The sequence below is a fragment of the Pseudomonas sp. S2_B10 genome, from assembly GCF_054668425.1.
Genome location: NZ_CP162768.1, coordinates 100,087 through 126,760 on the forward strand (window position 1 = coordinate 100,087; position 26,674 = coordinate 126,760).

The window sequence follows — 26,674 nt, forward strand, 5'->3', positions numbered from 1 at the left end:
GTGCGCAAAATTCCAGGCAATAGACCAGTCGTATAGTTTTCAGGACCGGGAGTTTGCCATAACCGACGGGCAAAAACATTTTCTGAAAAAATTACTAGACGACTGGTCTAATTGGAACCTATGCTGCGCCCCGAGACACAAATTCATGCGGTGCCGACGCTGAGCGAATTCCTCGCCCTGTGCCGATGCCTGACCAAACCAAGGGTGCTCTATGAAAATCTTGATGGTTCTGACTTCCCACGATCAACTCGGCAACACCGGCAAGAAAACCGGCTTCTGGCTGGAAGAGTTCGCCGCGCCCTACTACGCCTTCAAGGACGCCGGCGCCGACGTCACGCTGGTATCGCCTGCCGGCGGCCAGCCGCCGCTCGATCCGAAAAGCGATGAGCCAAGCGCGCAGACTGCCGAAACCGATCGCTTCCGCGCTGATCCGGCTGCACAACAGGCACTCGCCACCACTGGCCGTTTGGCTGACGTGAAGGCCGAAGATTTCGACGCCGTGTTCTACCCAGGCGGCCACGGCCCGCTGTGGGATCTGGCCGAAGACAAGGCCTCGATTGCACTGATCGAAGCCTTCGACCGCGCCAACAAACCTCACGGTTTTGTCTGCCACGCACCCGGCGTGTTGCGTCATGTGGTGCGCGCTGACGGCCAGCCGATCGTCAAAGATCGCGACGTCACCGGTTTCACCAACGCCGAAGAAGCTGCTGTTGGTCTGACTGACGTGGTGCCGTTCCTCATCGAAGACGAATTCCAGCGTCTGGGCGGGCGCTATTCGAAAGTCGCCGATTGGCAGGTGCATGTGGTGGCTGACGGTCAACTGGTCACCGGCCAGAACCCGGCCAGCTCCGCCGCCGTTGCCGAAAAGCTGTTGAAGATGCTCGGCTGAATCCCTCGCTCTACCCCGATCAACGCCGCGTGCGTACCGCCCGGCGTTGTTTTTTTGCCCAGTCACTAGTCGACTGGTCTAATCAGATTCCAGGCTTACTCCATGAAAAACGCTTTCTTCACGCCTGCCAAATTGGGCGCACACACCCTGAAAAACCGCATCGTCCTGCCACCTCTCACCCGCCAGCGCAGCACGCAACCGGGCAATGTCGCCAACGAATTGATGGCCGAGTATTACCAGCAGCGCGCCGGTGCCGGTTTACTGGTCACCGAGGGCACCCAGATCGAACCGCGCGGCCAGGGTTATGCGTGGACGCCGGGCATTCACACGCCGGAGCAGATCGCCGGTTGGCGCAAAGTCACCGAGGCGGTGCACGCGGTGGATGGTGTGATCTTCGCCCAGCTCTGGCATGTCGGTCGGGTCTCGCACACGGCGTTGCAGCCCAATGGTGATGCGCCGGTGTCGGCCTCTGCGGTGGCGACGGACCGCGTCAGCGTGTTCATCGAAACCGCGCCTGGTGTCGGTGAACTGGTGCCGCCGTCCGCTCCGCGCGCGCTGAGCACCGATGAAGTGCAGGAACTGATTCAGCTGTATATCCAGGCCGCGCGCAACGCGATGGATGCGGGTTTCGATGGCATCGAACTGCATTGCGCCAACGGTTATCTGGTCAACCAGTTCATCTCCGCCCACAGCAACCTGCGCACCGATCAGTACGGTGGCTCGCTGGACAATCGCTTGCGCTTCTTGCGCGAAGTGGTGGCCGGCGTCGCCGAATGCATCGGCAAGGACAAGGTCGGTGTGCGTTTCGCGCCGTTGTTCACTACAACTGATGAAGCGCGGACGTATCTGGGCCTGGTCGAGGAAGATCCGCACACAACTTACATTGCGGCGATCAAGATTCTCGAAGACGTCGGCATCGCCTACCTGTCGATCGCCGAAGCCGACTGGGACAACGCGCCAGCGATGCCGCAGACCTTTCGCCAGGCCGTGCGCGACACGTTCAGCGGCGCGATCATTTATGCCGGTCGCTACACCGCCGAAACCGGCGCGCAATTGCTTGAGTCGGGGCTGGCCGATCTCGTCGCGTTTGGCCGACCGTTCATGGCCAACCCGGACCTGCCGGCGCGGATTGCCAATGACTGGCCGTTGAACCAATTGAATCCGGCGACGGTGTATGGCGGTGGTGCCGAGGGCTACATCGACTATCCGACCTACCCCGCATAAGGACACAACACAAATCCCTGTGGGAGCGAGCCTGCTCGCGAAGGCGGTGTGTCAGTCAGCATTTGTATTTGCTGACAGTACGCTTTCGCGAGCAGGCTCGCTCCCACAATAGGATGTCAGTGGCCGCTAGAACCTATACATAACAAACAATCTGTATAACTATTGGAGTCTGAATCTCTAACCGGACTTAGCTCCATGCCCCCTGCCCACCGCTTGCTCCTGATCCTCGGCGACCAGCTGTCTTTCGACCTGGCCTCCCTGCAGCCACTCGATCCCCAGCACGACCTGCTGCTGATGGTCGAGGTCATGGAGGAAGCGACCCACGTCGCCCATCATCCGCAAAAGATCGCTCTGATCTTCAGCGCCATGCGCCACTTTGCCGAGGCGTTGCGCGATAAAGGCTACCGCGTCCAATACGTCCGCCTCGACGACCCGGATAACAGCGGCTCAATCCCCGGCGAATTGCAGCGCTGGCAAACCCTCACTGGTGCCGACGAAATCCACATCACCGAATGCGGCGACTGGCGCCTTGAGCAGTCAATCAAAGATTCGGGCTTGCCCGTGCACTGGCATTCAGACAGCCGCTTCCTCTGCTCCCGCGAAGAGTTCTCCCATTGGGCCAGCGGCAAGAAACAGCTGCGCATGGAGTTTTTCTACCGCGAGATGCGGCGCAAGAGTCGGCTGCTGCTCAATGGCGACGGCACGCCGGTCGGCGGTGCGTGGAATTTCGATGCGGAGAATCGCAAGGCGCTGCCCAAACACGCCAAACCGCCCTACCCGGCACGTTTCGCCAATGACGCAATCACCCAAGAGGTGCTGGCGTTGGTCGGCGAGCGCTTTGCCACGCATTACGGCACGCTGGATGACTTCAATTACCCGGTGACCCACGCCGATGCCCAGGCCCTGTGGCAATACTTTCTCGACTATGCGCTGGCCGGCTTCGGTGATTACCAGGACGCCATGGCCAGTGATGAACCGTTTCTGTTTCATGCGCGGATCAGTGCCGCGCTGAACATCGGCCTGCTCGATTTGCGCCAGCTGTGCAGCGATGTCGAGGCCGCCTACTGGTCGGGGAGCATCGGCCTCAACGCGGCCGAAGGCTTCATTCGGCAGCTGATCGGCTGGCGCGAATACGTGCGCGGTGTGTACTGGCTGAAGATGCCGGATTACGCCGAGGGCAATGTGTTTGGCAACACGCGCCCGCTGCCGGAGTTCTACTGGACCGGGCAGACACAGATGAACTGCATGCGCCAGGCCATCGGCCAAAGCCTGCAACATGCCTACGCCCACCACATCCAGCGGCTGATGGTCACCGGCAACTTTGCCTTGCTCGCCGGGATTGCGCCGAAGGAAATCTGTGAATGGTATCTGGCGATCTACATGGACGCCTTCGACTGGGTCGAACTGCCCAACACCCTCGGCATGGTCATGCATGCCGACGGCGGTTATCTCGGCTCCAAGCCTTACTGTGCCAGCGGCCAGTACATCAATCGGATGTCGGACTATTGCGGCGACTGCGCCTACAAGGTCAAGGAAAGCAGCGCGGACGATGCCTGCCCGTTTAACGCGCTGTACTGGCATTTCCTCATGCGCCACGGCGATATCCTGCGTGGCAATCAGCGCATGGGCATGATGTACAAGAACCTCGACCGCATGCCGCTGGCCAAGCAGGATGCGCTGTGGCAACGCGGGCAGATGCTGTTGGCGAAACTGGATAGCGGCGAAGCTTTCTAGTGCGCCTCAGGCCTGCCCGGCCATCCCGTTGCGCCCCGCCGCTTTGGCGCGGTACAGCGCCTGATCCGCGTTCTGGATCAACGCCGGGAGCGAATCCAGCTGGGCGCCCGTCCCTACCGCCATACCGATACTCACCGTGATCCGAGCAAACGGACTGCCCGGGTGGGCGATGTTCGCCTGCTGCAAACGCTCGAGCATCAGTTGCGCCACCACCGTAGCACCGGCGCTGTCGGTGGCCGGCATGATCACCGCCATTTCCTCGCCACCGTAGCGCGCGACCAGATCCGAGGGGCGTCGCACGCAGCCTTCAAGAATCTTGCTGACCGCTTGCAGGCAGGCATCGCCGGCGACGTGGCCCAAGGCATCGTTGAACAATTTGAAGTGGTCGATATCGATCATCAGCAAGGCCAGCGAAGTCCCGTCACGCTGCGCGCGCCGCGCTTCCACCGTCAGGGTTTCATCGAAACAGCGGCGGTTGGCCAGGCCGGTCAGCGCATCCTTCAGCGCCAGTAATTCCAGCTGCCGATTGGACGCGAGCAATTGCTGTTGGGCATCGCGCAAGGCTTCTTCGGCCTCGGTGCGGCGGCGGATATCAAGGATCAGGAACCAGCCGATCAGCCCGGTCAGCCCCAGCAGCCCGATCACCACCACCGCCGACAACGCCGCTTCGATGCGCCACGCCGCCAGCGCTTCATCCTTGCCCAGGGCCACGGTGGTGATCAGCGGCAGCGTTTCGCTTTTGCGGAACGCGTACAACCGCTCCACGCCGTCGAGGCTGGAGGTGTACGAGGCAGTGCCGACTGAACGGTCAACGAGGTATTTGGCGTAAATCGGCGATTTGGAGAAGTTGCGGCCCATGTCCTGCTCGCGGAACGGATAGCGGACCAGCAGCGTGCCATCGGTGTACGACAGGCCTATCGCGCCGTCCTGGCCAACGTCGAGTTTGCCGAACACCCGCAGGAAGTTTTCCACCCCCAGCGTCACCGCTACCACGCCAGCGAACTGCCCGCCATCGTCGTTGAAGCGCCGACTGATAGTCACCACCCATTCGTGATTGGCACGGCTCTGGATCGGCGGGCCAATGAACGGCTCGCGGCTCGGGCTGTCACGGTGATGTATGAAATAGGCGCGGTCGCTGCTGTTGGCGCCCTCCGGAATCGGCCGGTTGGAGGACATCAGCCAATGCCCGTTCCGGTCATAGATGATGATGCCGCTGAGCTGTGGCATCAGCGGCTGCTGGCGGTCGATCAGGCTCTGGATGCGCTGAATCTGCGCCGGGCCGTTGCCCTCGGTTTCCAGACGTTCGACCAGTCCGAGCAAGAGCAGCGAGCTTTGCCGGACGATGCCTTCGGTGTAGGTATTGAGCGCCTGGGTCAGGTTGAGGCCATGCACGTCGACTTCCGCCAGCGCACGCTCGCGCGAAGACCAGACCTTCCAGATCGTCAGTGAAGTCAGGGAACAGCCAATCACCAGCAGCAGGAGCATTACAAGGCGAGTATCACGCTTCACGTCAGTACCTTAAGGAAGTCCGGTATCCATTCCAGCCATCATTCGAACGTCGGCACTCACGGCGGCCACGTGTTCCGGGGCGCAAGCATACAAGCAGTGTGCAGCGGCTGCAGCAACAGAGTGTGCAGTGCTAAACAGCGGATGCGGCGGGTTTGAGGATTTCCACGAGAAAATCGATGAACACGTTGATCCGGCTCGAACCACGGTGGTTGGGCAGGTACAGCGCGTTGATGCAACTGCTGGCACTGCCGGGATTGACCTCGTAGTGCTCAAGCAAGCGCGCCAGGCGCCCGGCGGCGACGTCGTCGCGCACCAGCCAGTCGGCCAGCAGCGCCACCCCGCCACCGCCAATTGCCGCTTCGCGCAAGATGTCGGCGTTGTTGCTTTGCAGGCGGCCCGCAACGTTGAGCTGAATCGGCTCTTCGTCGCCCTGAAAGGTCCAGTGATGATGGCTGCCGCCGTAATCGAAACGCAGGCATTGGTGCTCAAGCAGATCCCGCGGATGTTCGAGCACGCCGCTGCGCGCCAGATAATCCGGGCTGGCGACAATCCAACGCTGAAACTGCCCGACGCGTTTGCTGACGATGTCTTCGCTGACCACCGTCGAGCCGAGCCGTACTGAAACGTCGATCTGCTCGCTGAGCAGATCGCTGACCTGATCGCTCAGCGACAGGCTGATCTCCAGCCCCGGATGACGTTCGAGCAAGCGGCTCAGGTGCGGCGCGATCAGCCGGCGGCCAAACTCCACCGGCACACTGATGCGCAAGCGGCCTTGGGCATCACTGCCACGATCAGCGACCACCGCATCGGCTTCGTCGATGGCATCGAGAATCGCCACGGCCTTCTCGAAATAGGTTTGACCGGCGACGGTCACGCTGGTGTTGCGCGTGGTGCGATTGAGCAGGCTGGCGCCCAACTCGTTCTCCAGCCCCGCCACTTGCCGTGTCACCGAAGACGTCGAAATCCCAAGCTTGCGCGCCGCCGAGGAATAGCCCCCGCAGCGCACGGTTTCAACAAACATCTTCAATGCCAGCAACTTGTCCATAAGCGGGATCCGGTGGTGAGGGAACGCCGCTGATTGTGCATCAGTGCTCGCCACACGTCTTGTATCGTCGTGCTTGCCGGGCCTCATCGCGCCCTCAGCCATCAGCCTTGCGGCTCAGGAACAGCGCCAGCGCCAGCGCCGGCAACACCGCTACGGCGACGGCAGAGAGGTTCCAGCCGAAGTGTTCGTACAGCGGGCTGGCGACCAGTGAACCAAGCGCGCCGCCGACGAAGATGCTGGTCATGTACACCGCATTCAGGCGGGCGCGGCTGTGCGGGTCGAGGGCGTAGACCTCGCGCTGGCCGAGGACCATGTTCAGCTGCACGGCAAAATCCAGCAGCACCGCACACACCACCAGCCACACGTAACCACTGCCCGGCAACGCGGCGATCAACAGCGACAGCGGCGCCAGCAGCAACGCCACCAAGGTACCGCGACGACCGTGCCCGGCATCGGCCAGACGCCCGGCAATCGGCGCGGCAATCGCACCCACCGCGCCGACCAACGCAAAGATCGCCACTTGCGCCTGGCTGAAACCGTGGTGACGCATCAGCTCAATCGGCGCGAGCGTCCAGAACAGGCTGAAACTGGCGAACAGCAAACCCTGATACAGCGAACGCTGGCGCAACACAGGAAAGCGTCGGGCCAAGGCAAACACCGAACCGATCAACGCGACATAGGTGGCTTTGTGCGTCGGCACCCGGCGCGGCAATGCCACAGCGGTAATCAGCGCGATCACCGCCATCAGTGCCGCCGCGCTGTAAAACACCCCGCGCCAGCCGAACACTTCGACCAACAGGCTCGACAGCGGCCGCGACAGCAGAATCCCCAACAGCAGGCCGCTCATGATGTTGCCGACCACGCGGCCCCGGCTGGCTTCCGGTGCCAGATGCGCGGCCAGCGGCACAAGAATCTGCACTGCCACCGAAGTCAGGCCGATCAGTAAAGAGAGCAGCAGGAACAGCGACGGCGAATGAGTCAGGCCAGCACACAGCAGCGTGACACTGGCAGCGAGGGTGAAGCCGACCACCAGACGCCGGTTTTCCATCAGGTCGGCCAGCGGCACCAGCAGCAACAAGCCCAGCGCGTAACCGAACTGCGTCAGCGACACGATCAGGCTGGCATTGGCGCTGGAGAGGCCGATCTGCGGCGCGATCAGTTCGACGATGGGTTGTGCGTAATACAGGTTGGCGACGACCGCGCCGCAGCAAAATGCCAGAAACGCGACCATCAGGCCGGAGAGTGAAGCAGGCTGTTCGGCCGGGGCCGCAACGGCAGGGTTGCCCGTAAGCATGGTGACACCTCGTTGAGTTCGGGAAAGTTGTGCCAAGGCTACGGTCAGCCGGCGGGGGCGAGAATCCGTGCCACTGGCAACGCACTGATGCGCGGCGCGCAACGTTGCTTGTGGCGCAACGCGCTGTTGCGCGGGCCGGTGATTCTCCGCTGCAAGGGTCTTCTCTACGCTTTGGCCCTGGCGCAGACGTCCGCATCGGCGCCCTTCCCCCGGCTGCTACAAGGAGCGTTTCCATGACCCGCACTGCACTCGTCCTGCCACTGCCCGCCGCGTTTTTCTGCCGACCATGAATAGCCATTTGCTCAAATCCAGAACCCTGTGGTTCAGCGTCGCCGTGCTCGCGGTACTCGGCCTGATCGTCGCCGTCGCGCTGATGTGGCGCCCGGCGATCGCGCCAATCAAACGGCCGACGTCATTCGATACTGCGCAGTTGCAACGCGGCGCACGGGTGGTCGAGGCCGGTGACTGCGCGGTGTGCCATACCCGCCCCGGCGGCGAATACCTGGCCGGCGGGCTGCCGCTGGTGACGCCGTTCGGCACGCTATACAGCACCAACATCACCCCGGATGCGCAGACCGGCATCGGCGAATGGTCACTGCCGGCCTTCGAGCGGGCGATGCGTGAAGGCATTGCCCGCGACGGCCACTTTCTCTACCCGGCCTTTCCTTACGTGCACTACCGGCGCATGAGCTCCGAAGACATCGCCGACGCCTATGCCTACTTGATGAGCGGCCCCGCCGTACATGCGCCCGCCATGCAGAACCAGATGAATTTCCCGATGAACATCCGCCCGCTGGTGTCGTTCTGGAACCTGCTGTTTCTGCATGACGAGCCACTGACGCCGCTGGCCGAACACAGCGCGGCATGGAATCGCGGACGCTATCTGGTCGACGGCCCGGGCCACTGCGCCGGCTGCCATTCGCCGCTGAACCTGATCGGCGCGGAGAAATCCTCGGAGTATCTGCAGGGCGGCAGCGTTGATGGCTGGGAAGCGCCGGCACTGGTCGGCCTCCAGCAACGCGCCAATCCATGGAATCGCGAGCAATTGGTCGGCTACCTGCGCGCTGACGTGGTCGATGGTCACGGCACACCCGCCGGCCCGATGCGTCCGGTCAGCCTGAGTCTGGCGCGCTTGCCGGCCAGTGAAGTCGAGGCGATTGCCGACTACCTGCTGAGCCTGCAAAGCCCGCACGCGGTGACCGAAATCACCCCGAAAAAGCAGCCGAGCAGTCCAGCGGATCACAGCACCGGCGCCCTGCTCTTCAGCAGCGCCTGCGCCGGATGTCACGCACCCGCCGCGCCGATGCGCGAAATCGACGGCCGCCCAGGCCTGCAAAGCACTTCGGCGCTGCAAGCGGCCAGCCCGCGCAACTTTCTCAAGACCGTGCTCGAAGGCGTGCCCGCCATTCCCGGCGCGCCCGGCCCGGTGATGCCGCCGTTCGCCGCCAGCCTCGATAACGCCCAGCTCGGCGCACTGGCGGCGTATTTGCGCGAGCAAGCCAGACCCGAGCAGCCATGGACCGACCTTTCTTCCACTATTGAAGCGTTACGTCAGGAGACGAAATGAGCCAGATCACTCTCACCGTCAATGGAGCCGCCCAAGCGCTGGAGCTGGAGCCGGACATGCCGCTGCTGTATGCGCTGCGCAATCACTTGAACCTCAACGGCGCCAAGTATGGCTGCGGCCTGGGCCAGTGCGGCGCGTGCACGGTGATCGTCGACGACCAGCCGGTGTTCGCCTGCCTCACACCGTGCGCAGGCCTTGAAGGAAAAAATCCGCACCGTGGAGAGCCTCGGCAGCGCAGAAAAACCCGGCCCGTTGCAAACGGCATTCATCGACAAGCAGGCCGCGCAATGCGGTTACTGCATCGCCGGCATGCTGATGCGCGCGCAGGCGTTGCTCGAACGTGATCCGCACCCGGACGAACAAACCATCCGCGAGCACATGGCCGGCAATCTGTGCCGTTGCGGCACGCACTTGCGCATCATCGAGGCGATCAAACAGGTGGCCGGGCATAACGGGAGCCTGACATGAGCGAAGCAAACGGCTTGAACCCCAGCCGCCGGGCCTTCCTGCGCGGCGGCGCGTTGCTCATGGCTTTTACCCTGATGCCAATGGCGCGGCGGGCCTTGGCCGACACCGAAGTCGACACCCTCGGCACCGTAGTGCTGGCCCCCGATCTGCCCGGCAGCCTGCGCACCAACCCTTACCTGGACGCGTGGATTCGCATTGGCGCCGACGGCATCACCGTGTACACCGGCAAGGTCGAACTGGGCACTGGAGTGAAAACCGCGTTGCTGCAAATCGCTGCCGAGCGTTTGCAGGTGCCGGCCCGCGCCGTCAATTTGCTCACCGCCGACACCGCACTGACGCCCAACGAAGGCTACACCGCCGGCAGCCACAGCATTTTCGACAGCGGCACCGCGCTGTACAACGCCGCCGCGCAGGTGCGGGAAATGCTCGTCGATGCCGCTGCGCGCAGTTGGCAAGTCGATGCTGCGCAACTGAGCACTCGCGACGGCATTATCGAAGGGCCAGCCGGTCAGCGCATGGCTTATGCCGAAGCAGTCAAGCATGTCGATGTGCACCAATACGCCAAGGCACAATCACCAGCGATGGCGGCGGCCGACTTCAAACTGATCGGGCACAACCTGCCGCGCCTGGACATCCCGGCCAAGGTCAGCGGCGGCGCGGCGTTCGTGCAAGACATGCGCCTGCCGGGCATGCTGCATGCGCGGGTGATTCGCCCGCCGCGTCCCGGCTGCACGCTTCAGGCGTTCGATGCCGCGTCCATCGAGGCGTTGAACGGCGTGGTCAAAGTGATTCGCGACGGCAACTATCTGGCGGTGGTCGCCCGTGATGAGTGGCAAGCGATCAAGGCCATGCGCAGCGGCATTGAGAGTGCCAAGTGGAGTGGTGGCGAGGCGATTCCCGAAGCCGCCGGGATTCACCATTTGCTCAAGCAGCTGCCCTCCAAGCGCTATCCGATCAGCAACAACGGCAATCCCGGCGGCACGACCGAAACGCGCTTCAAAGCGCGGGTCACCAAGCAGTATTTGATGCACGGTTCGATCGGCCCGTCCTGTGCCGTGGCCTGGTTCAACGATGGCGTGCTCACGGTGTGGACCCACACCCAGGGCGTCTATCCACTGCGCGCCGGTATCGCCGAAATGCTGCGTCTGCCGCCGGAGCGTGTGCGCTGCATTCATACCGAAGGCTCGGGTTGCTACGGCCACAACGGCGCCGATGATGCCGCCGCCGATGCCGCGCTGATCGCCATGCGCCTGCCGGGCACGCCGGTGCGCGTGCAATGGATGCGCGAGCAGGAAAACCTCTGGGAGCCGTACAGTTCGGCGATGGTCACCGAAATCGATGCCGGCCTCAGTCAGGGCCGTTTGCAGGACTGGAACTACGAGCTGTGGACCACGCCGCATAACGAACGCATCGTCAATGCCGGGCGCCTGCTGCCGGCACGCCTGTTGGCGAAACCCTTTACCTCGGCGCCCTCGGTGCCGATCGCCCAGCCCGAAGGTGATGGCGATCGCAACGCGGTGCCGCTGTACGAGCTGGGCGCGACGCGGATCAACATGAATTTCGTCACCACCATGCCGTTCCGCACTTCGGCCATGCGCTCGCTGGGTGCGCACATCAACATCTTCGCGATCGAGGCAGGTATTGATGAGTTGGCGATCAAGGCCGGGCTCGATCCGCTGGCGTTACGCCTGGCGCATCTGCGCGACCCGCGTGCCCGTGCCGTGATCGAGCGCGTGCGTGACGAAATCGGCTGGCCCCACAAGAGCAACGAGCCCGGCGCGGGGATCGGTTTTGCCTTCGCCCGCTACAAAAACATCATGGGTTACTGCGCCCTTGGGGTGAAACTGTGGGTGCATCCGCAGACCGGCGAGATCCGTGTCGATCATGTGGTGACAGCGGTCGATGTTGGCCAGATTGTCAGCCCCGATGGCCTGCGCAATCAGGTCGAGGGCGGCATCGTCCAGTCGGCCAGCTGGACGCTCTACGAAAAAGTCGCCTACGACGCCGGCGGCATTCGCAGCTATGACTGGAGCGGTTATCCAATTCTGCGCTTTACGCAATTGCCAAAAAAAGTCGACGTGCATTTGCTTGATCAACCGGGCGAACCTTTCCTCGGTGCTGCCGAAATTGTGCAAGGGCCAATGGCTGCTGCGCTCGGCAACGCGGTCAGCAATGCAACCGGCCGGCGCTGGCTGAATCTGCCGCTGACTCGCTCGACCCAACCCGCCTGAACCACGCCCGCGTTCATCAGCGATGAGCGCGGGTGCCGTTGCGTTGCGCGCAAAACTGCGTAGCGCCGGCCACGGATTATCAGCCCCGCCACCCCCGGTTAAGTTACCTGCACAGCGCGCGGCACCTGGCTGCCGCACTTGAACCCTACTCATCGAAATCCGGAGCTACCCATGACCCGTCGCCTGTTCCAACCGATCGCCCTTGGCCCTTACACCCTTGCCCATCGTGTGGCGATGGCGCCCCTGACCCGCTCGCGCGCTGGCCAGCCGGGCGACGTGCCGACTGCAATGAACGCCGAGTACTACCGCCAACGCGCCAGTGCTGCGCTGATCATCACCGAGGCCACGCAGATCTCCCAACAGGGCCAGGGCTATGCGTGGACGCCGGGGATCTACACCGACGCGCAAGTGCAGGCCTGGCGCGAAGTCAGCACGGCGGTGCACGCAGCGAACGGTCTGATCTTCATGCAGCTGTGGCACGTCGGCCGGGTCTCGCACCCCAGCTTTCAGCCGGACGCCGGCTTGCCGGTGGCGCCAAGCGCCCTGCCAGTGCCGGGCAAGACCTTTATCGTCGATGAACAAGGCAACGGCGTGTGGGGTGATGTGCCGGTACCGCGCGCCCTCGAAACAGCGGAAATTGCCGACATCGTCGAAGACTATCGCCGCGCTGCGCGTAACGCGTTGAACGCTGGCATGGACGGCGTGGAAATCCATGCCGGCAACGGTTATCTGCTCGACCAGTTCCTCAACAGCAACAGCAACCAGCGCGACGACGCCTATGGCGGCAGCGTAGAAAACCGCGCGCGCTTCCTGCTCGAAGTGGTCGCCGCCGTGGCTGATGAAGTCGGTGCCGAGCGCGTCGGCGTACGACTGACGCCGATGGGTCGCTTCATGGGCATGGGCGATGACACGCCCGAAGCGACCTTCGGTTATCTGGTCGAAGCGCTCAACCAGTGGAATCTGGCCTACCTGCACCTGGTCGAGCCGGCCATGGTCGGCACGGTCAAGGACGAAAACTTTGATCCGCGCTGGGACGCGATCATTGCCCAGTTGCGCCAGACCTGGAACGGCGTGCTGATCCTCGCTGGCGGTTACGACGCCGAGTCCGCCGAACAGGCGTTGAACGCCGATCGCGCCGACATCATCGCCTTTGGCCGGCCATTTTTGGCCAACCCGGATCTACCGCGTCGGTTGCACGATGGCCTTGAGCTGAACACACCGGATCCGAGCAGTTTCTTCGGCGGCGATCAGCGTGGTTATGTCGATTATCCGTTTCACGCCTGAGGCTTGGGCTTCATAACTTTTAAGGTTTGTTTAAGGACTTTAAATAAAGCCTGCGGCCAGACTTTGCCCATCGATCAGGAGAGCCGCCATGAACCCGCAATCGGTGAAGTCAGACCCTTCCTGCCACCTGGCGCGCCCACTGGGCGCACTGTCCGGCTGGCAGGAACGCCGCGCCAAGGCCTACATGCTGCACGATCTGAGCCGCAGCCTGCGCGTCAGCGAGATTGCCGAACATTGCAATCTTTCACGCAGCCACTTTTCCCGGGCGTTCAAGATCGTCACCGGCTGCTCACCTCAGGAATGGATGCTGAAGATGAAGATCGACAAAGCCAAAGGGCTGTTGCTGACCTCGATGGCGATTACCGAGATTGTTTATGAATGCGGATTTTCCGATCACTCGCACTTCACCCGCACGTTCGGGCGCATGGTGGGGATGCCGCCGAAGGTCTGGCGCCAACTGATGTGCGGAGCGCGGGTGGCGCTGGTGGATGCGGATGTCTGGCGGCTCAGCGATGGGTTGCTGAATTCGACGATGGGCCAGCGCTTGACGGAACTGCGGCCCTGAGTCGGATTTCAAAGGGTTTTGTTCACTCCTCCCTTTTGGCCGCGATTTTTCGCGGCTTTTTTTTTGCGGTAGAGCGCTGGTGGTCGGCGTTGGTACGGCGGTGAACTCCCCCCTCACCCCAGCCCTCTCCCCGAGGAGAGGGAGCTGATTTGGTGTTTTTCCAGTCCTGAGTTCAACTCGGACTTTCACGTCGGCGTATCTCCCCCAAACACCCCGGTCAGTCCCCTCTCCCTCCGGGAGAGGGTTAGGGTGAGGGGCTTTTTGATCCTGGCGTCCGGCGCAAGCGGCAGCCTGAAACAGATCCGCGCGCCCTCTTCGCTGTCTTCCACGCGCAACGTCCCGCCATGGGCGCCTATCACCGTTCGGCAAATCGCCAGGCCCATGCCCATGCCGCTGCCCTTGGTGGTGAAGAACGCATCGAAAATTTCTTCACGCTGATGCTCGGCGATCCCCGGCCCATTGTCTTGAAAAGCCACGCAGACCTGCCCATCGGACAGCGTCGACTCAATCACCAGGCGCCCGTCAGTCACGCCCTGCCCAGCCATCGCTTCCAGCGCGTTGACGATCAGGTTGTAGATCACCTGCTGGATCTGCACCCGATCCCCCAGCACCGGGTCAGCAGCGTTGAGTTGCGTGTGCAAGCTCACCCCGCGATTGTGCACATCGCTGGCCGTCAGTTGCACGACCTCACCGATCAACGCGTCAATCGACACCGGCAATCGTTGCAACGGCGCCTGCCTGGCCAATGCGCGCAAGGCCTGGACGATCTCGGTGGCACGGGCGCTGTCGGAGCGGATGTCTTCCAGTCCCTGAATAGCCTCGTCGAGATCAGGCGTGTCGCGCTTGAGCCAGCGCAGACTGGCCGAGGCGTTCGATGAAATGCCCAGCAGCGGCTGGCTGATTTCGTGGGCGATCGAGGCCGACAGTTCGCCCATCATTTTCAGGTGCGAGTTGCGCGCCAGTTCCGCCCGCGAGCTGCGCAAGTCGGCTTCCATCTGCGCGCGCAAGCGGTTGTCTTCGACCAGTTGCGCGTAGAGCCGTGCGGTCTGCAGCGACACCGCTGCCTGCGAGGCGAGGATTTCCAGCATGGTCAGGCGTTCGGCGCTGAACAGCTTCGGTACCAGGCTGTTTTCCAGATACACCAGACCGATCAGCGCGCCCTGCTTGAGCAACGGCAGGCACATCAGCGAGCGCGTCTGCCGCTCGCGCAAGTCGGCGCTGTAAGCTTGCGGGCAGTCGGCGCGGGCATCGTCGAGCACCAGCGGCGTGCGCGTGCGCATGGTCGAATTGAGTACTGAAACCGGCGCGATCTGCTCCAGCGAGCGATCGTTGTCCTGACTGACCCGCACGTTGCCCGCCTCGACATGCGCGGCAGCGGCCAATTGCAACTCACCCTCGGCGACCAACAGCAGCGCGCCGCGGTCGGCACCGGCCTGAATCATCAAGTGATTCATCAAGGTCTCCACCAGCCGATCGAGCAACACCTCTTGCGAGACCGCGCGTGCCGCTTCAATGCCGACTTCCAGATCAAGGCGCACCCGCGTCACCGGCGTTCCCGCTTGAAGGGTATGCTCGTGGGCGAGAAACGGATGCTGCGCTTCGAGCTGGCGCGCCTTGGCTTCAGCGCCCCACAGCACATAGCAGTCGCGCGCAACACGCAGGTGATGATGCGTGCCGGAGACCAGGCCGTTGGCCAGGCAGACCTCGGCCAGTTGTTCATGTGCCAGTGCTTGCTCATGGATAAATCCGGCAGCGGCCGCCGCGATTTGCGCTTGGTCGAAGCAGCGAATGGCGGCCAGCCCTTCGCCGCGCACGCGGGCCATCGCGCCTTCGATCAGCAGCAGTTTGTTGCTGAAGGTTGAAGGATTGAGCTCGACCCATGGCAGAAAACGCTGCCGTTGCTGCTCCAGCTTCTGCAGTTTTTCGGCAACAGAGCCCGGCGCCTCGGGACTGGCCAGTGCCAGGCTGTAGAACAGGTAGTAATGCGCCAGATCAATGTGCGCCGGCAGCGACCAGGTCAACGCCTCGGCGTCTTCGAAACGGCGCAACGCGTAACGCACTTCACCGAAATAGAACGCCGACATGCCCGAATACAACCACATCCACAACAGCGTCGGCTGTGAAACGCGGTCGCGATGCAGCGGGCCAAAACGGTCATGTTCCAAAGCATCCAGCATTGCGATCGAACGAGGCTCAGGCCCATTGCGCAAATCGCTGGCGAACGCCTGTTGCGCCAGCAGAATGCGCTCGATGTCGATGTAGTGAAACTGCCGCACCCAACTCAGGCCGACGTCCAGCTCGTTCAACACGTTTGGCAGCGGCTCGCCCATGAACAGCAGATCGGAGCCGATGTGGTTGCAGGCGTAACACGACATGCCCAGATCGCCGCCGGCCTGACCGCACTCAAACGCGGCGAAAGCCTTCTGCCGCGCGTAAGCCATCGGCCGGGTCCACGCGCTGACCTGATCCAGCGCCACCAGCGTGCCGGTGCGCCCCGCCTCATAGCCGTGCAGATCAGTCAGATCGAGCGCCAGTTCGGCGAAAGCAACACCGTCCAGATATTCGCCATAACGGTCGGCGATCATCACGCCGTACCAGGCGAAACCGTAGCCGCTGCTCGGCGTGGTGCCATGGAGCAAAGTCAGTTCAACCATCTTCGCCAGGTGCAGAAAAGCAATGTCGTCCTGCACGAAGAACGAGGCGATCAGCGTGCTCAGCAGTTCCATGGCCACTTCGATTCGCGGCTCGATGGCTTTGGGCAACGCCGTCAACTCAGCGATCCGTCGCGCACCGACCAATTGCCGAACCCGTTCGAACGCTTCGCCCAGTTGCGCCTTCGATGGGTGTCGCTGCAGGTCGATGTCGAGCAACGCAAGACCGGCCAGCGCTTCGCCGATCGCGCCGTGGTAATCGGAATGCAAGGTGCGCAGGCTGGCGCGCAGGCGGTAGGTTTTCGCCCGGTCCAGCACGGTGGCAGCGTGTTCCAGACAGTCGTCGAGACGCTGTTGCGCGCCGGGCAGATCCGCCAGCAACATCGCGCAGTCGGCTGCCAGCCAGCGCGCCGCGAAGGCTTGCGGGTAGAGCTGCGTCCAGCCGTTGTCGCCGAGTAACACCTCGGCGCTGCGCAGATAATCCACGGCCTGCTCGACAGCGGCGCTATCGCGGGCGCGCTCGGCAGCTTCGAGCAATAACTGGATGAATTCAGCGCGTCGAGGCGCTTGCAGCGCATTGCCGGCGCTGCGCTGAATCTGACTGGCGATGTCGAAGACCCGCGCCTGCCGCTGCTCGCCGCATTGATCGAGCATGGCGGCAGCGATGCGCGCATGCTCAGCCGAGCGCCCGGCCGGTGCGGTCAGCGCAGCGGCGGCTTCCAACACCCGATCGTGGGGAAACACCAGTTGGCCAGGCTCGCGCAGGAGAAATCCGGCGCTGACCAGATAATCCACGTCACGCAGCAATTGCGCCGGATCGTCCCCCAGCAAATCGCCCAACAGCGTTTCGTCACAGCGGCCACCAACGTAACCCGCGGTGCGCAACACTTCACGGGCACTGACCGGCAGACGCTGCAAGCGTTGCACCATCAATTCGGCCACGTTGTCGGCGTAGCGATAGCCGTTCACTTCGGCCTGATTCCACACCCAGCGCCGCGTCGTCGCGTCGAAACGCAGCAGACGCTCGTCCACCAGCGCGCGCGCCACCTGGCTGACGAACAACGGATTGCCGGCGGTTTTGAAGTGCACGACGCGGGCCAGCGCCTCGAGGTTGTCGACGTCAGCATCGAGTTCGACCGCCATCAGTTGCGCAACGGCCTGCACCGACAGCGGCCCTAGTCGAAGGTCACTGACTGGCAGCGCGGGTGCTCTGCGCATCTCATCGAGCCAGCCGCCCGGATGCTCCGTCAACTCGCCCTCGCGATACGCCAGAACCAGCAGCAGATGCCGCGTCGGTCGGCCGATAAAGGCTTTGAGAAACGCCTGCGTCGAGTCGTCAGCCCACTGCAAGTCGTCGATAAACAGCAGCAGCGGATGCCCCGGTTGCGCAAAGACTTCGAGCACATCGAGCAGCGCCCGATTGACCCGATCCAGGGCGTGGCGCGCCGGCATGTTCGGCAGTTCGGCGGTGGCGCCAATCAGCAGTTCGGCTTCCGGCGCCAGGTCCAGCAGCAAGCGGCCACGGCCCTTTAGGGTTTCGCGCAGTTGCTCGGCCAAGGCCTGCAAGGCCAGCGTGGGCTTGGTCAACACTTGGCTGATCAGAGACTGAAAAATCTGCGCCACCGGCGCGAAGGGCCGGTCATTGTTCAGCAGTTCGATCTTGCCGCTGGCCCAATAACCGGGTGCCTGGCTACGCAGGACTTGCTGGATCAGCGTCGACTTCCCCGCTCCCGGTGCGCCGGCAACCAGCAGCACGCGAGCGATGCCGTCGCTGCGCACGCGCTGGATCTGTTCAAGCAGTTGCTGACGTTCGTCATCACGACCAAACAGCACATCGCCGCGCGTGGCCGTTGCGCGAGCATCGAATGCACCGAGGCGGAACGCTTCGATCTGGCCTTTTTCTGCCATTGCCGCAGGCACCAGGTCAGATCGGCGGCCAGCGATTCGATGCTTTGATAGCGCGCGTCCGACTCCTTGGCCAGGCCCTTGAGCAGCACGTGACAAATGCCTTGCGGCAGGTCGGGTTGGTATTGCGCTGGCGACAAAGGCTCGACGGCGGCGTGCACATGCAGCCATTGCGAGGCGTCGCGAGCGATCAGCGGCGGGCGCCCGGTCAGCGCCTCATAAATGATTGCCGACAGCGCATAGACGTCGCTGCGCTCATCGGAATCGACGCCGTCGCGCTGCAGCTGTTCCGGCGCCAGATAAGGCCAGTGTTCCAAGCTCGGCAGTTCGGTCGCCGGCGTTTCCTGCGCGTGGGTGTGAAAGCCCATCAGCCTGACGCTGTCGTCAGCATCGACCAGCAGATGCCAAGGCAATAAAGAACCCTGTGGGAGCGAGCCTGCTCGCGAAAGCGGTGGGTCAGTCAAGGGTGATGTCGGCTGGAATGACGCTTTCGCGAGCAGGCTCGCTCCCACAGGGTTTTGCGGTGTTTCCGGATGGCGAGAGTGGACCAGCGCATTCGCGGCGGCGACGGCGATATTCAGCACCCGTCCGAGTGGTAAGCCGGCGGCGTCGATCAGTCCAGCCAGCGGCGCGCCCCATTGCGGGTAGACCAACACCGGCCCGTCCGCCGAGCGAATCAGCGCGAGCGGGTTGAGCGCCCACTGCGAAGGCAACTGCAAATGGAAATCGCGCTCCAGCCGCTGGCACAGCGCCGGACGCTGGATCGGCGCACGCACAGCGAACCAGCTCTGGCCCGAGTGGCTGTCTTCGAGGCTGAACCAGGTCAGTTCATGGTCACGGCGCAGCAGACTGAACCGACAGCTCTCCAGCCATGCTTCATCGAGCATCGGCGCATCGGCCACGCGGGAAATTGCAGAGGAGGATGGCTGGCCGGGCATACGCATTCACCGCTGGAAATGGGATTCAGGCTGGTGGCGAAGTATACCCAGCGTTTTTTTGCCAGAGGGCCAGCCGCTGCGCTGATGTCCGTCCGCAGCCTCAAGATGGCCGTCCAGAGCCTTGCGCGGCTGTTTCTTGCGCTATACAAGCGCACGTCTTATCCCTCGGGATAATTGCTTTATGCCAGGCCGTCCCCTAGCGTACGAACCTGATAACCCGGCGCCCGCGCCCTGTCCTTCTCACCGCAACGCAGAGGCCCGCATGATCCGACTCGGCCAAGCCACGATTTCTTTGGAACGGCGCGAAGCCTTTCTCGATGGCCGGCCCTTGCGCATGGGCGGGCGGGCGTTCGAAATACTTTCCGTACTGATGCAGGCCGATGGGCGCATCGTCAGCAAGGACGAGCTGATCAATCAGGTGTGGCCGGACATCGTCGTCGAAGAGAACAATCTGCAAGTGCAGATTTCCTCGCTGCGCAAACTGCTCGGGGAAAAAGAAATCATCCAGACGGTTGCCCGTCGAGGTTACCGATTATTGAAAGACCGCGAACCCAAACTGCCCGTGTTCAACGCGCTGGCCTCGGCGCCGATGGTGGCGCAGCCGCCGTTGGTCGATACGCAATCGGTGCCGGTGTTCATCGTTGACGATGAGGCCTGCGTGCGTACCGCGCTCAGCCGCTTGTTGCGCGCCGAAGGCATCGAGCACCGGATTTTCCAGTCCGCCGAAGAACTGCTAGAGGGCGACATCGCCAATGGCCCGGCGTGCCTGTTGCTCGACGTCAGCCTGCCCGAAACCACAGGCCTGCAATTGCAGGCGGCGCTGAACGAGCGCGGCTTGCCGTGGCCGGTGATCTTCATGACCGGCCACGGCACGATTCCGATGTCGGTGCAGGCGATGAAGGCCGGCGCGGTGGAGTTCCTGACCAAGCCATTCAATGACGATGAACTGCTCGGCATTCTGCGCAGCACCCGTCAACACGCCGCGACGGCGTTCAATCAATGGCAACGGGTTCAGCACGTGCGGCAGCTGGCGGCGCAACTGACACCGCGTGAGCGCGAGGTGCTGCCACTGATCGTTGGCGGTCTGTCGAACAAGCAGATCGCCAACCAATTGGGCACCAGTGAAGTGACCGCCAAGGTTCATCGCAAACACATCATGGCGAAGATGCAGACCCGCTCGCTGGTCAACCTCGTCGAACTCTACGGACTGATCAGCGCTGCGCCTTCGCCTGGCCCATCGAGCCTGTCGTGAGCGCCCCGGCGGGTCGCCCGACGGCGATCGAGAACACCCGACCGACGATTGTCTGCATCGTCGATGACGACGCGTCGGTGCGCAAAAGCCTGTCGAATCTGCTGCGCTCGGTCGGTTATCGCGCGCAGGTTTATGCCAGTGGCGAAGCGTTTCTCGCCGAAGCAGACTTCGCCGAAATCGCCTGCCTGCTGCTGGATCTGCGCATGCCCGGCCTGTCCGGCATCGACGTGATGCGCCAACTGCCGCGACAGTTTCCGGTGATCTGCATGTCCGCCCATTGGGACGAGGCGGCGCTGGCTGAGTCCGGGCATTACCAGGCGTTTGAATGCCTGTGCAAACCCTTCGAAGAAGAGGTTTTGCTGGCGGCACTCGACAAGGCCCTGCACCGCCAGCACTGATCGCTTCAGCTGTCCTGCGTGGCTTCTTGCGCAGTTTCGATCGCGGGCAGCGACTCAGTCATCGAAGCGTGACACACAGCCAGAATCTCATCGGCCAGCGCCGAGTCATCCGGGCAGGCCCGCGACAGCATGATCGCCCCGACGGCGCGGGCCAGCAGGTCGATCATCCGGGTCCGGCCCCCACCTTGCGGTGCATCCGCTGCCGTCGGGTATTTCTCGCCGAGCGTCTGCAACGTGCGCTCGATGCCTTCAGCGAACGCCGCTTTCACGTCCCCGGACTGCCGCGCCGCATCGCCGCACAGCGCTGCCATGGTGCAACCGGTGGAGCGGCCGTCGCGATGCTCGCGCGACACGTACACGTCGATGAAATCCTGCACGCTCATGCTTTCGGCGGCGGCCGTGGACTGCGCCAGGCTGTTGGCCGAGGCTTCGGCCATCAGGTCGGCCTTGGAGCCGAAGTGTTTGTAGAAACCGCCGTGAGTAAAACCGGCGGCCGCCATCAGGTCAGCCACGCCGACCCCGTCATAACCGCGTTCGCGGAACATCACTGATGCCGTTTCGACAATGTGCTCGCGATTGGCCTGAGCCTGAGCCTTGGATACGCGCATGTTGTCTACCTCCAGCGCTGAAAATTCATCGGCCGATGATACATAGATGTTGGCCATAATCAAAACCGTTGACAGTTTAGATTTGGATCATCATCCTAAAGGCCCGCAATCAGTCTTCAACTGACAAAGAGCCCACACCATGACTACTCGCCCTACTGTTCTGATTACTGGCGCCTCCACCGGCATCGGCGCTGTCTACGCCGCACGTTTCGCCCAACGCGGGCACGATCTGGTGCTGGTCGCCCGTGACCAGTCGCGTCTGGACACCCTTGCTGCCGGTTTGCGCGCTGAACACAACGTCAATGTCGAAGTGCTACACGCCGACCTGACGCAACTGAGCGACCTGCAAACCGTCGAGGCGCGTCTGCGTGACGACTCGCGCATCGGTATCCTCGTCAACAATGCCGGCGCCGCGCAGTCCGGTACCTTCATCGAGCAGAGCACCGACAGCGTGGCGCAACTGGTCGCCCTCAACACCACCGCGCTGGTGCGGCTGGCCAGCGCGATTGCCCCGCGCCTGGCCAAGGCCGGCGACGGCGCGATCATCAACATCGGCTCGGTGGTGGGCCTGGCGCCGGAGTTCGGCATGTCGGTGTATGGCGCGACCAAGGCGTTCGTGCTGTTCCTCTCTCAAGGCCTGAGCCTGGAACTGTCGCCACAAGGCGTGTATGTGCAAGCGGTCCTGCCCGCCGCCACCCGCACGGAAATCTGGGACCGCGCCGGTATCGACATCAACACCCTCACCGACATCATGGAAGTCGGCGACATGGTCGACGCCGCGCTGGTCGGCTTCGACCGTCGCGAAGTCGTGACCATCCCGCCGCTGCACGAAGGCGAGCGCTGGGACGCCCTGCAAACCGCGCGGCAGGGCCTGTTGGGGCAGATCCGCCAGTCGGCTGTTGCGCAACGTTATCTGACGCAAGCCTGACCTCATTCAAACCCGCCGCTATGCCGGCGGGTTTCTACCGACAAGAGCATCCGCAATGAAGGCATTTTTCATCGAGCGCTACGGCAAGCAGAACGGCCGGATTGGCGACCTGCCCGAACCGCTGGTTGGCGCTCACGACGTGCTGATCGAAGTGCGCGCGAGTAGCGTCAACCCGCTGGATCTGAAGATTCGCAGCGGCGAATTCAAGATGATCCTGCCCTATCAAATGCCTTTGATATTGGGCAACGATGTCGCCGGTGTGGTGCTCAGCACCGGTGCGGCGGTCAAGCGTTTCAAGCCGGGCGATGAGGTTTATGCGCGTGTGCCTGATAACAGGATTGGCACGTTTGCCGAACGCATCGCTGTCGATGAAACAGCGGTCGCGTTGAAACCCGCCAATCTCGCCATGACCGAGGCGGCTTGCATGCCGCTGGTGGCGTTGACGGCGTGGCAGGCACTGGTCGAAGTCGCCAACGTGCAAAAAGGCCAGAAGGTACTGATTCACGCCGGCTCCGGTGGCGTTGGCACGGTCGCCATTCAACTGGCCAAACACCTCGGCGCTTTTGTTGCGACTACGACCAGCACGGCGAATGTCGCGTGGGTCAAGGCGCTGGGCGCTGATCTGGTGATTGATTACAAACAGCAGGATTTCGCCAATGAGCTGCGCGACTACGACGTGGTGCTCAACAGCCTCGGCGGCGATGTGCTGGAAAAATCGTTGAGGGTGTTGAAACCGGGCGGGCAACTGATTTCCCTGTCAGGGCCGCCGACTGCGCAGTTCGCTCAGGAGCAGGGTTTGTCGTGGCTGCTCGGGGTGCTGATGCGCCTGCTCAGCAGTGGTATTCGCCGTAAAGCACGCAAACACGGGGTGGGTTATTCTTTTCTGTTCATGCGTGCCGACGGCATCCAGTTGCAGAAAATCACTGCGTTGATTGAGGCCGGGGTGATCAAACCGGTGATCGATCGTACTTTTCCGTTCGATCAGATAGCTGACGCCTTGCACTACGTTGAACAAGGCCGGGCCAAGGGCAAGGTTGCCATCGCGGCCAACCTCAAAAGCCCCTCACCCTAGCCCTCTCCCAGAGGGAGAGGGAACTGACCGAGCTGAATGCGCGAGTAACGCCGACCTGAAATACCGAGGCGAACACAGGTCTCAAAAAGCCCACAAATCGGCTCCCTCCCCCAGAGGGAGAGAGGACTGACCGAGTTGAATGCGCGAGTTACACCGACCTGAGATACCGAGGCGAACACAGGTCTCAAAAAGCCCACGAATCGGCTCCCTCTGCCAGAGGGAGAGAGGACTGACCGAGTTGAATGCGCGAGTTACACCGATCTGAGATACCGAGGCGATCACAGGTCTCAAAAAGCCCACAAATCAGCTCCCTCTCCCAGAGGGAGAGAGGACTGACCGAGTTGAATGCGCGAGTTACACCGACCTGAGATACCGAGGCGAACACAGGTCTCAAAAAGCCCACAAATCGGCTCCCTCTCCTCGGGGAGAGGGCTGGGGTGAGGGGTGAATCCAGCGCGGTGTCCAAGCATGTGCATTGCAATACCACGCTCAATCCGCCCCTCCTGCTGAAACCTCGAGAAACCCCTCTCAACTTGCGTTTTGCTAATCCTGCACCACGCTTGATTCACAGAAGTGCACGGTTTCATGGCAAAACTGCGGTTAACTGAATGGTTAGTTACCGCTATAATCCCGCGCTTCATTCAAACGGGACTTTCAATGTGAACCACAGTCAACGCGTCTCAGGCGTTTCAACGTTCATTCTGGTCGGCCTTGGCGTGATCATCGCCCTGCTCGGTCTGGCGCTCGCGGTCGGCGGTGTGAAGCTGGTCAGCCTGGGCGGTTCCTGGTACTTCCTGGTCGGCGGTCTGGCGATGACCGTTTCCGGTGTGCTGATCGCACTGAAGAAAACTGCAGGCGCCTGGCTGTTCGCCGCGTTTCTCGTGGCCACCGCGATCTGGGCCGTGGCTGACGCCGGGCTGGTGTTCTGGCCGGTGTTCTCGCGGCTGTTCATGTTCAGCGTCATCGGTATGGTCGTCGCGCTGGTCTACCCGCTGCTGGCGCGCGCCAATGGCCGCGTGGCCGGTCGTGGTGCGTATGCCGTGGCCGCTGTGCTGGCGGTCGGTGTGGCCGTTGCGGCGGGCAACATGTTCGTCGCCCACCCAACCGTTGCCGCCACTGGCACTGGCCCGGGCCTGACTCCGGTCGAGCCGGCCAAGGCGCAGAAAGACTGGGCGCATTACGGCAACACCGAAGGTGGCAGCCGCTTCGCCGCGCTCGACCAGATCAACCGCAACAACGTCGACAAGTTGAAAGTCGCGTGGACCTACCACACCGGGGACGTCGCCGAGAGCGATGGCAACGGCGCCGAAGACCAGCTCACCCCGCTGCAGGTCGGCAACAAAGTATTCATCTGCACCCCGCACAACAACCTGATCGCCCTCGATGCCGACACCGGTAAAGAGCTTTGGAAGAACGCGATCAACGCGCAATCGAAAGTCTGGCAGCGCTGCCGTGGCATGGCCTATTTCGACGCCACCGCGACCATCGCTCAGCCGAGCAACTCTTCGATCATCGAAGCCAAACCGGCGCCGGCTGCCAACTGCCAGCGTCGTCTGCTGACCAATACCATCGATGCTCGCCTGATCGCGGTCGACGCTGACACTGGCGAGTTCTGCCAGGGTTTCGGCAACAACGGCCAGGTCGATCTGAAGGCCGGTCTGGGTGATGTTCCGGACAGCTACTATCAGTTGTCGTCCGCGCCATTGATGGCTGGCACCACCGTAGTGGTTGGCGGTCGTGTTGCCGACAACGTGCAGAGCGACATGCCCGGCGGTGTGATTCGCGGTTTTGACGTGATCACCGGCGCCATGCGCTGGGCGTTCGACCCGGGCAACCCGCAGGACCGCAACGCGCCGGCCGACGGCAAAACCTACGTGCGCAGCACGCCGAACAGCTGGGCGCCGATGTCCTACGACGCGGCTACCAACACGGTGTTCCTGCCGATGGGCAGCTCGTCCACCGACATCTATGGTGTCGAGCGCAGCGAACTGGACCACAAGTACGGCGCCTCGATCCTCGCGCTGGACGCCAGCACCGGTGAAGAACGCTGGGTGTTCCAGACCGTGCACAACGATCTGTGGGACTTCGACCTGCCGATGCAGCCGAGCCTGATCGACTTCGACAAGGACGGCCAAAGCGTTCCGGCGCTGGTCATCGGCACCAAGGCCGGGCAGATCTATGTGCTCGACCGCGCCACTGGCAAGCCGCTGACCGAGGTCAAGGAAGTACCGGTGAAAGCCGCGAACATCCCTAACGAGCCGTACTCGCCGACCCAGCCGAAATCCGTGGGCATGCCGCAGATCGGCGCGCAGCACCTGACCGAATCGGACATGTGGGGCGCCACGCCGTACGACCAGTTGCTCTGCCGCATCGACTTCAAGAGCATGCGCTACGACGGCCTGTACACAGCGCCGGGTACCGACAAATCGCTGAGCTTCCCGGGTTCGCTGGGTGGCATGAACTGGGGCAGCATCTCCACTGACCCGGTGCACGGTTTCATCTTCGTCAACGACATGCGCCTGGGTCTGTGGATCCAGATGATCCCGTCGCAGAACAAAGGCCAGGCCGCTGGCGGTGGCGAAGCGCTGAACACCGGCATGGGCGCTGTTCCGCTCAAAGGCACGCCGTACGCGGTGAACAAGAACCGCTTCCTGTCGGTGGCCGGCATTCCGTGCCAGGCGCCGCCGTTCGGCACTTTGACCGCGATCGACATGAAGACCCAGAAAGTCGCGTGGCAGGTTCCGGTCGGCACCGTTGAAGATACCGGTCCCCTGGGCATCCGCATGCACTTGCCGATCAAGATCGGTCTCCCCACCCTCGGCGGCACCCTGTCGACCCAGGGCGGCCTGATCTTCATTGCCGGCACCCAGGACTTCTACCTGCGCGCCTTCAACAGCGGCAACGGCGAAGAAGTCTGGAAAGCCCGTCTGCCGGTCGGCAGTCAGGGCGGCCCGATGACGTACGTTTCGCCGAAAACCGGCAAGCAGTACATCGTCGTCACTGCTGGCGGCGCACGCCAGTCGACCGATCGTGGCGATTACGTGATGGCTTACGCCCTGCCGTAACTCGCTGCCGCACAACCAACCTCCTCCAAGCGCGCGGTGCCCCAAAG

16 protein-coding genes and 2 pseudogenes are annotated in these 26,674 nt (G+C 62.7%); 13 read left to right on the top strand and 5 right to left on the bottom strand.

All coding sequences use genetic code 11. The annotated features are described in order from the left end of the window. The first annotated feature begins 211 nt into the window (after positions 1-211). From AB4O45_RS00475 to AB4O45_RS00485, 3 genes are all read left to right on the top strand, one after another. Complete coding sequence (locus AB4O45_RS00475) at positions 212-889, top strand: type 1 glutamine amidotransferase domain-containing protein (protein ID WP_150635214.1); 678 nt, start codon at positions 212-214, stop codon at positions 887-889. Between the two features lie 102 nt (positions 890-991). After that, positions 992-2,113, top strand: coding sequence for an alkene reductase (locus AB4O45_RS00480; protein ID WP_460160915.1), 1,122 nt, complete (start codon positions 992-994; stop codon positions 2,111-2,113). A gap of 195 nt (positions 2,114-2,308) precedes the next feature. Beyond that, positions 2,309-3,847 carry a cryptochrome/photolyase family protein gene (locus tag AB4O45_RS00485; RefSeq protein ID WP_460160916.1) on the top strand — a complete coding sequence of 513 codons (1,539 nt, stop codon included), beginning with the start codon at positions 2,309-2,311 and terminating at the stop codon, positions 3,845-3,847. A gap of 6 nt (positions 3,848-3,853) precedes the next feature. On the opposite strand, the gene AB4O45_RS00490 is transcribed toward AB4O45_RS00485, so the two are convergent. The 3 genes from AB4O45_RS00490 to AB4O45_RS00500 all read right to left on the bottom strand — a co-directional run bounded on the left by AB4O45_RS00490 (position 3,854) and on the right by AB4O45_RS00500 (position 7,695). Next, positions 3,854-5,356 carry a sensor domain-containing diguanylate cyclase gene (locus AB4O45_RS00490; protein ID WP_150635211.1) on the bottom strand — a complete coding sequence of 501 codons (1,503 nt, stop codon included), beginning with the start codon at positions 5,354-5,356 and terminating at the stop codon, positions 3,854-3,856. Between the two features lie 130 nt (positions 5,357-5,486). Continuing rightward, the gene (locus AB4O45_RS00495; protein ID WP_258706724.1) at positions 5,487-6,401 is read right to left on the bottom strand and encodes a LysR family transcriptional regulator; all 915 of its coding nucleotides are present in this window, start codon (positions 6,399-6,401) and stop codon (positions 5,487-5,489) included. Positions 6,402-6,495: 94 nt separating this feature from the next. Beyond that, complete coding sequence (locus AB4O45_RS00500; protein ID WP_076562840.1) at positions 6,496-7,695, bottom strand: MFS transporter; 1,200 nt, start codon at positions 7,693-7,695, stop codon at positions 6,496-6,498. Between the two features lie 298 nt (positions 7,696-7,993). Here AB4O45_RS00500 and AB4O45_RS00505 point away from each other — a divergent pair, with 298 nt between their 5' ends. From AB4O45_RS00505 to AB4O45_RS00525, 5 genes and pseudogenes are all read left to right on the top strand, one after another. Then, on the top strand, positions 7,994-9,262 hold the full coding sequence (locus tag AB4O45_RS00505; protein WP_460160917.1) for a c-type cytochrome: 1,269 nt from the start codon (positions 7,994-7,996) through the stop codon (positions 9,260-9,262). Beyond that, positions 9,259-9,730: pseudogene (locus tag AB4O45_RS00510) on the top strand ((2Fe-2S)-binding protein). The gene AB4O45_RS00505 and the pseudogene AB4O45_RS00510 overlap by 4 nt, the downstream one beginning before the upstream one ends. Next, positions 9,727-11,961, top strand: a complete 2,235-nt coding sequence (locus tag AB4O45_RS00515) for a xanthine dehydrogenase family protein molybdopterin-binding subunit (protein ID WP_460160918.1) — start codon at positions 9,727-9,729, stop codon at positions 11,959-11,961. The pseudogene AB4O45_RS00510 and the gene AB4O45_RS00515 overlap by 4 nt, the downstream one beginning before the upstream one ends. 171 nt (positions 11,962-12,132) lie before the next feature. Then, a complete protein-coding gene (locus tag AB4O45_RS00520) occupies positions 12,133-13,245 on the top strand; it encodes an alkene reductase (protein WP_056786154.1) in 1,113 nt (370 codons plus the stop codon). A gap of 88 nt (positions 13,246-13,333) precedes the next feature. Next, entirely contained in the window at positions 13,334-13,810 is a 477-nt protein-coding gene (locus AB4O45_RS00525) for a helix-turn-helix domain-containing protein (RefSeq protein WP_016774798.1), read from the top strand. A 278-nt stretch (positions 13,811-14,088) separates the two neighbouring features. Here AB4O45_RS00525 and AB4O45_RS00530 read toward each other — a convergent pair. Then, positions 14,089-19,253: pseudogene (locus AB4O45_RS00530) on the bottom strand (trifunctional serine/threonine-protein kinase/ATP-binding protein/sensor histidine kinase); the annotation flags it as partial. 313 nt (positions 19,254-19,566) lie between these two features. Here AB4O45_RS00530 and AB4O45_RS00535 point away from each other — a divergent pair. Both AB4O45_RS00535 and AB4O45_RS00540 read left to right on the top strand, forming a co-directional pair. Further along, positions 19,567-20,556: a response regulator gene (locus AB4O45_RS00535; RefSeq protein ID WP_236168777.1), complete on the top strand. Its 990-nt coding sequence runs from the start codon at positions 19,567-19,569 to the stop codon at positions 20,554-20,556. Beyond that, entirely contained in the window at positions 20,553-20,954 is a 402-nt protein-coding gene (locus AB4O45_RS00540) for a response regulator transcription factor (RefSeq protein WP_236168776.1), read from the top strand. The genes AB4O45_RS00535 and AB4O45_RS00540 overlap by 4 nt, the downstream gene beginning before the upstream one ends. A gap of 5 nt (positions 20,955-20,959) precedes the next feature. Here AB4O45_RS00540 and AB4O45_RS00545 read toward each other — a convergent pair whose 3' ends face one another. Continuing rightward, the gene (locus tag AB4O45_RS00545; RefSeq protein WP_406229160.1) at positions 20,960-21,562 is read right to left on the bottom strand and encodes a TetR/AcrR family transcriptional regulator; all 603 of its coding nucleotides are present in this window, start codon (positions 21,560-21,562) and stop codon (positions 20,960-20,962) included. A gap of 139 nt (positions 21,563-21,701) precedes the next feature. Between AB4O45_RS00545 and AB4O45_RS00550 the strand changes: the two genes are divergently transcribed. The 3 genes from AB4O45_RS00550 to AB4O45_RS00560 all read left to right on the top strand — a co-directional run bounded on the left by AB4O45_RS00550 (position 21,702) and on the right by AB4O45_RS00560 (position 26,627). After that, complete coding sequence (locus AB4O45_RS00550; protein WP_406229161.1) at positions 21,702-22,490, top strand: SDR family NAD(P)-dependent oxidoreductase; 789 nt, start codon at positions 21,702-21,704, stop codon at positions 22,488-22,490. 55 nt (positions 22,491-22,545) lie between these two features. Further along, positions 22,546-23,562 carry an NADP-dependent oxidoreductase gene (locus AB4O45_RS00555; protein ID WP_460160919.1) on the top strand — a complete coding sequence of 339 codons (1,017 nt, stop codon included), beginning with the start codon at positions 22,546-22,548 and terminating at the stop codon, positions 23,560-23,562. A gap of 659 nt (positions 23,563-24,221) precedes the next feature. Then, the gene (locus tag AB4O45_RS00560) at positions 24,222-26,627 is read left to right on the top strand and encodes a glucose/quinate/shikimate family membrane-bound PQQ-dependent dehydrogenase (RefSeq protein ID WP_252867653.1); all 2,406 of its coding nucleotides are present in this window, start codon (positions 24,222-24,224) and stop codon (positions 26,625-26,627) included. Positions 26,628-26,674 lie beyond the last annotated feature (47 nt).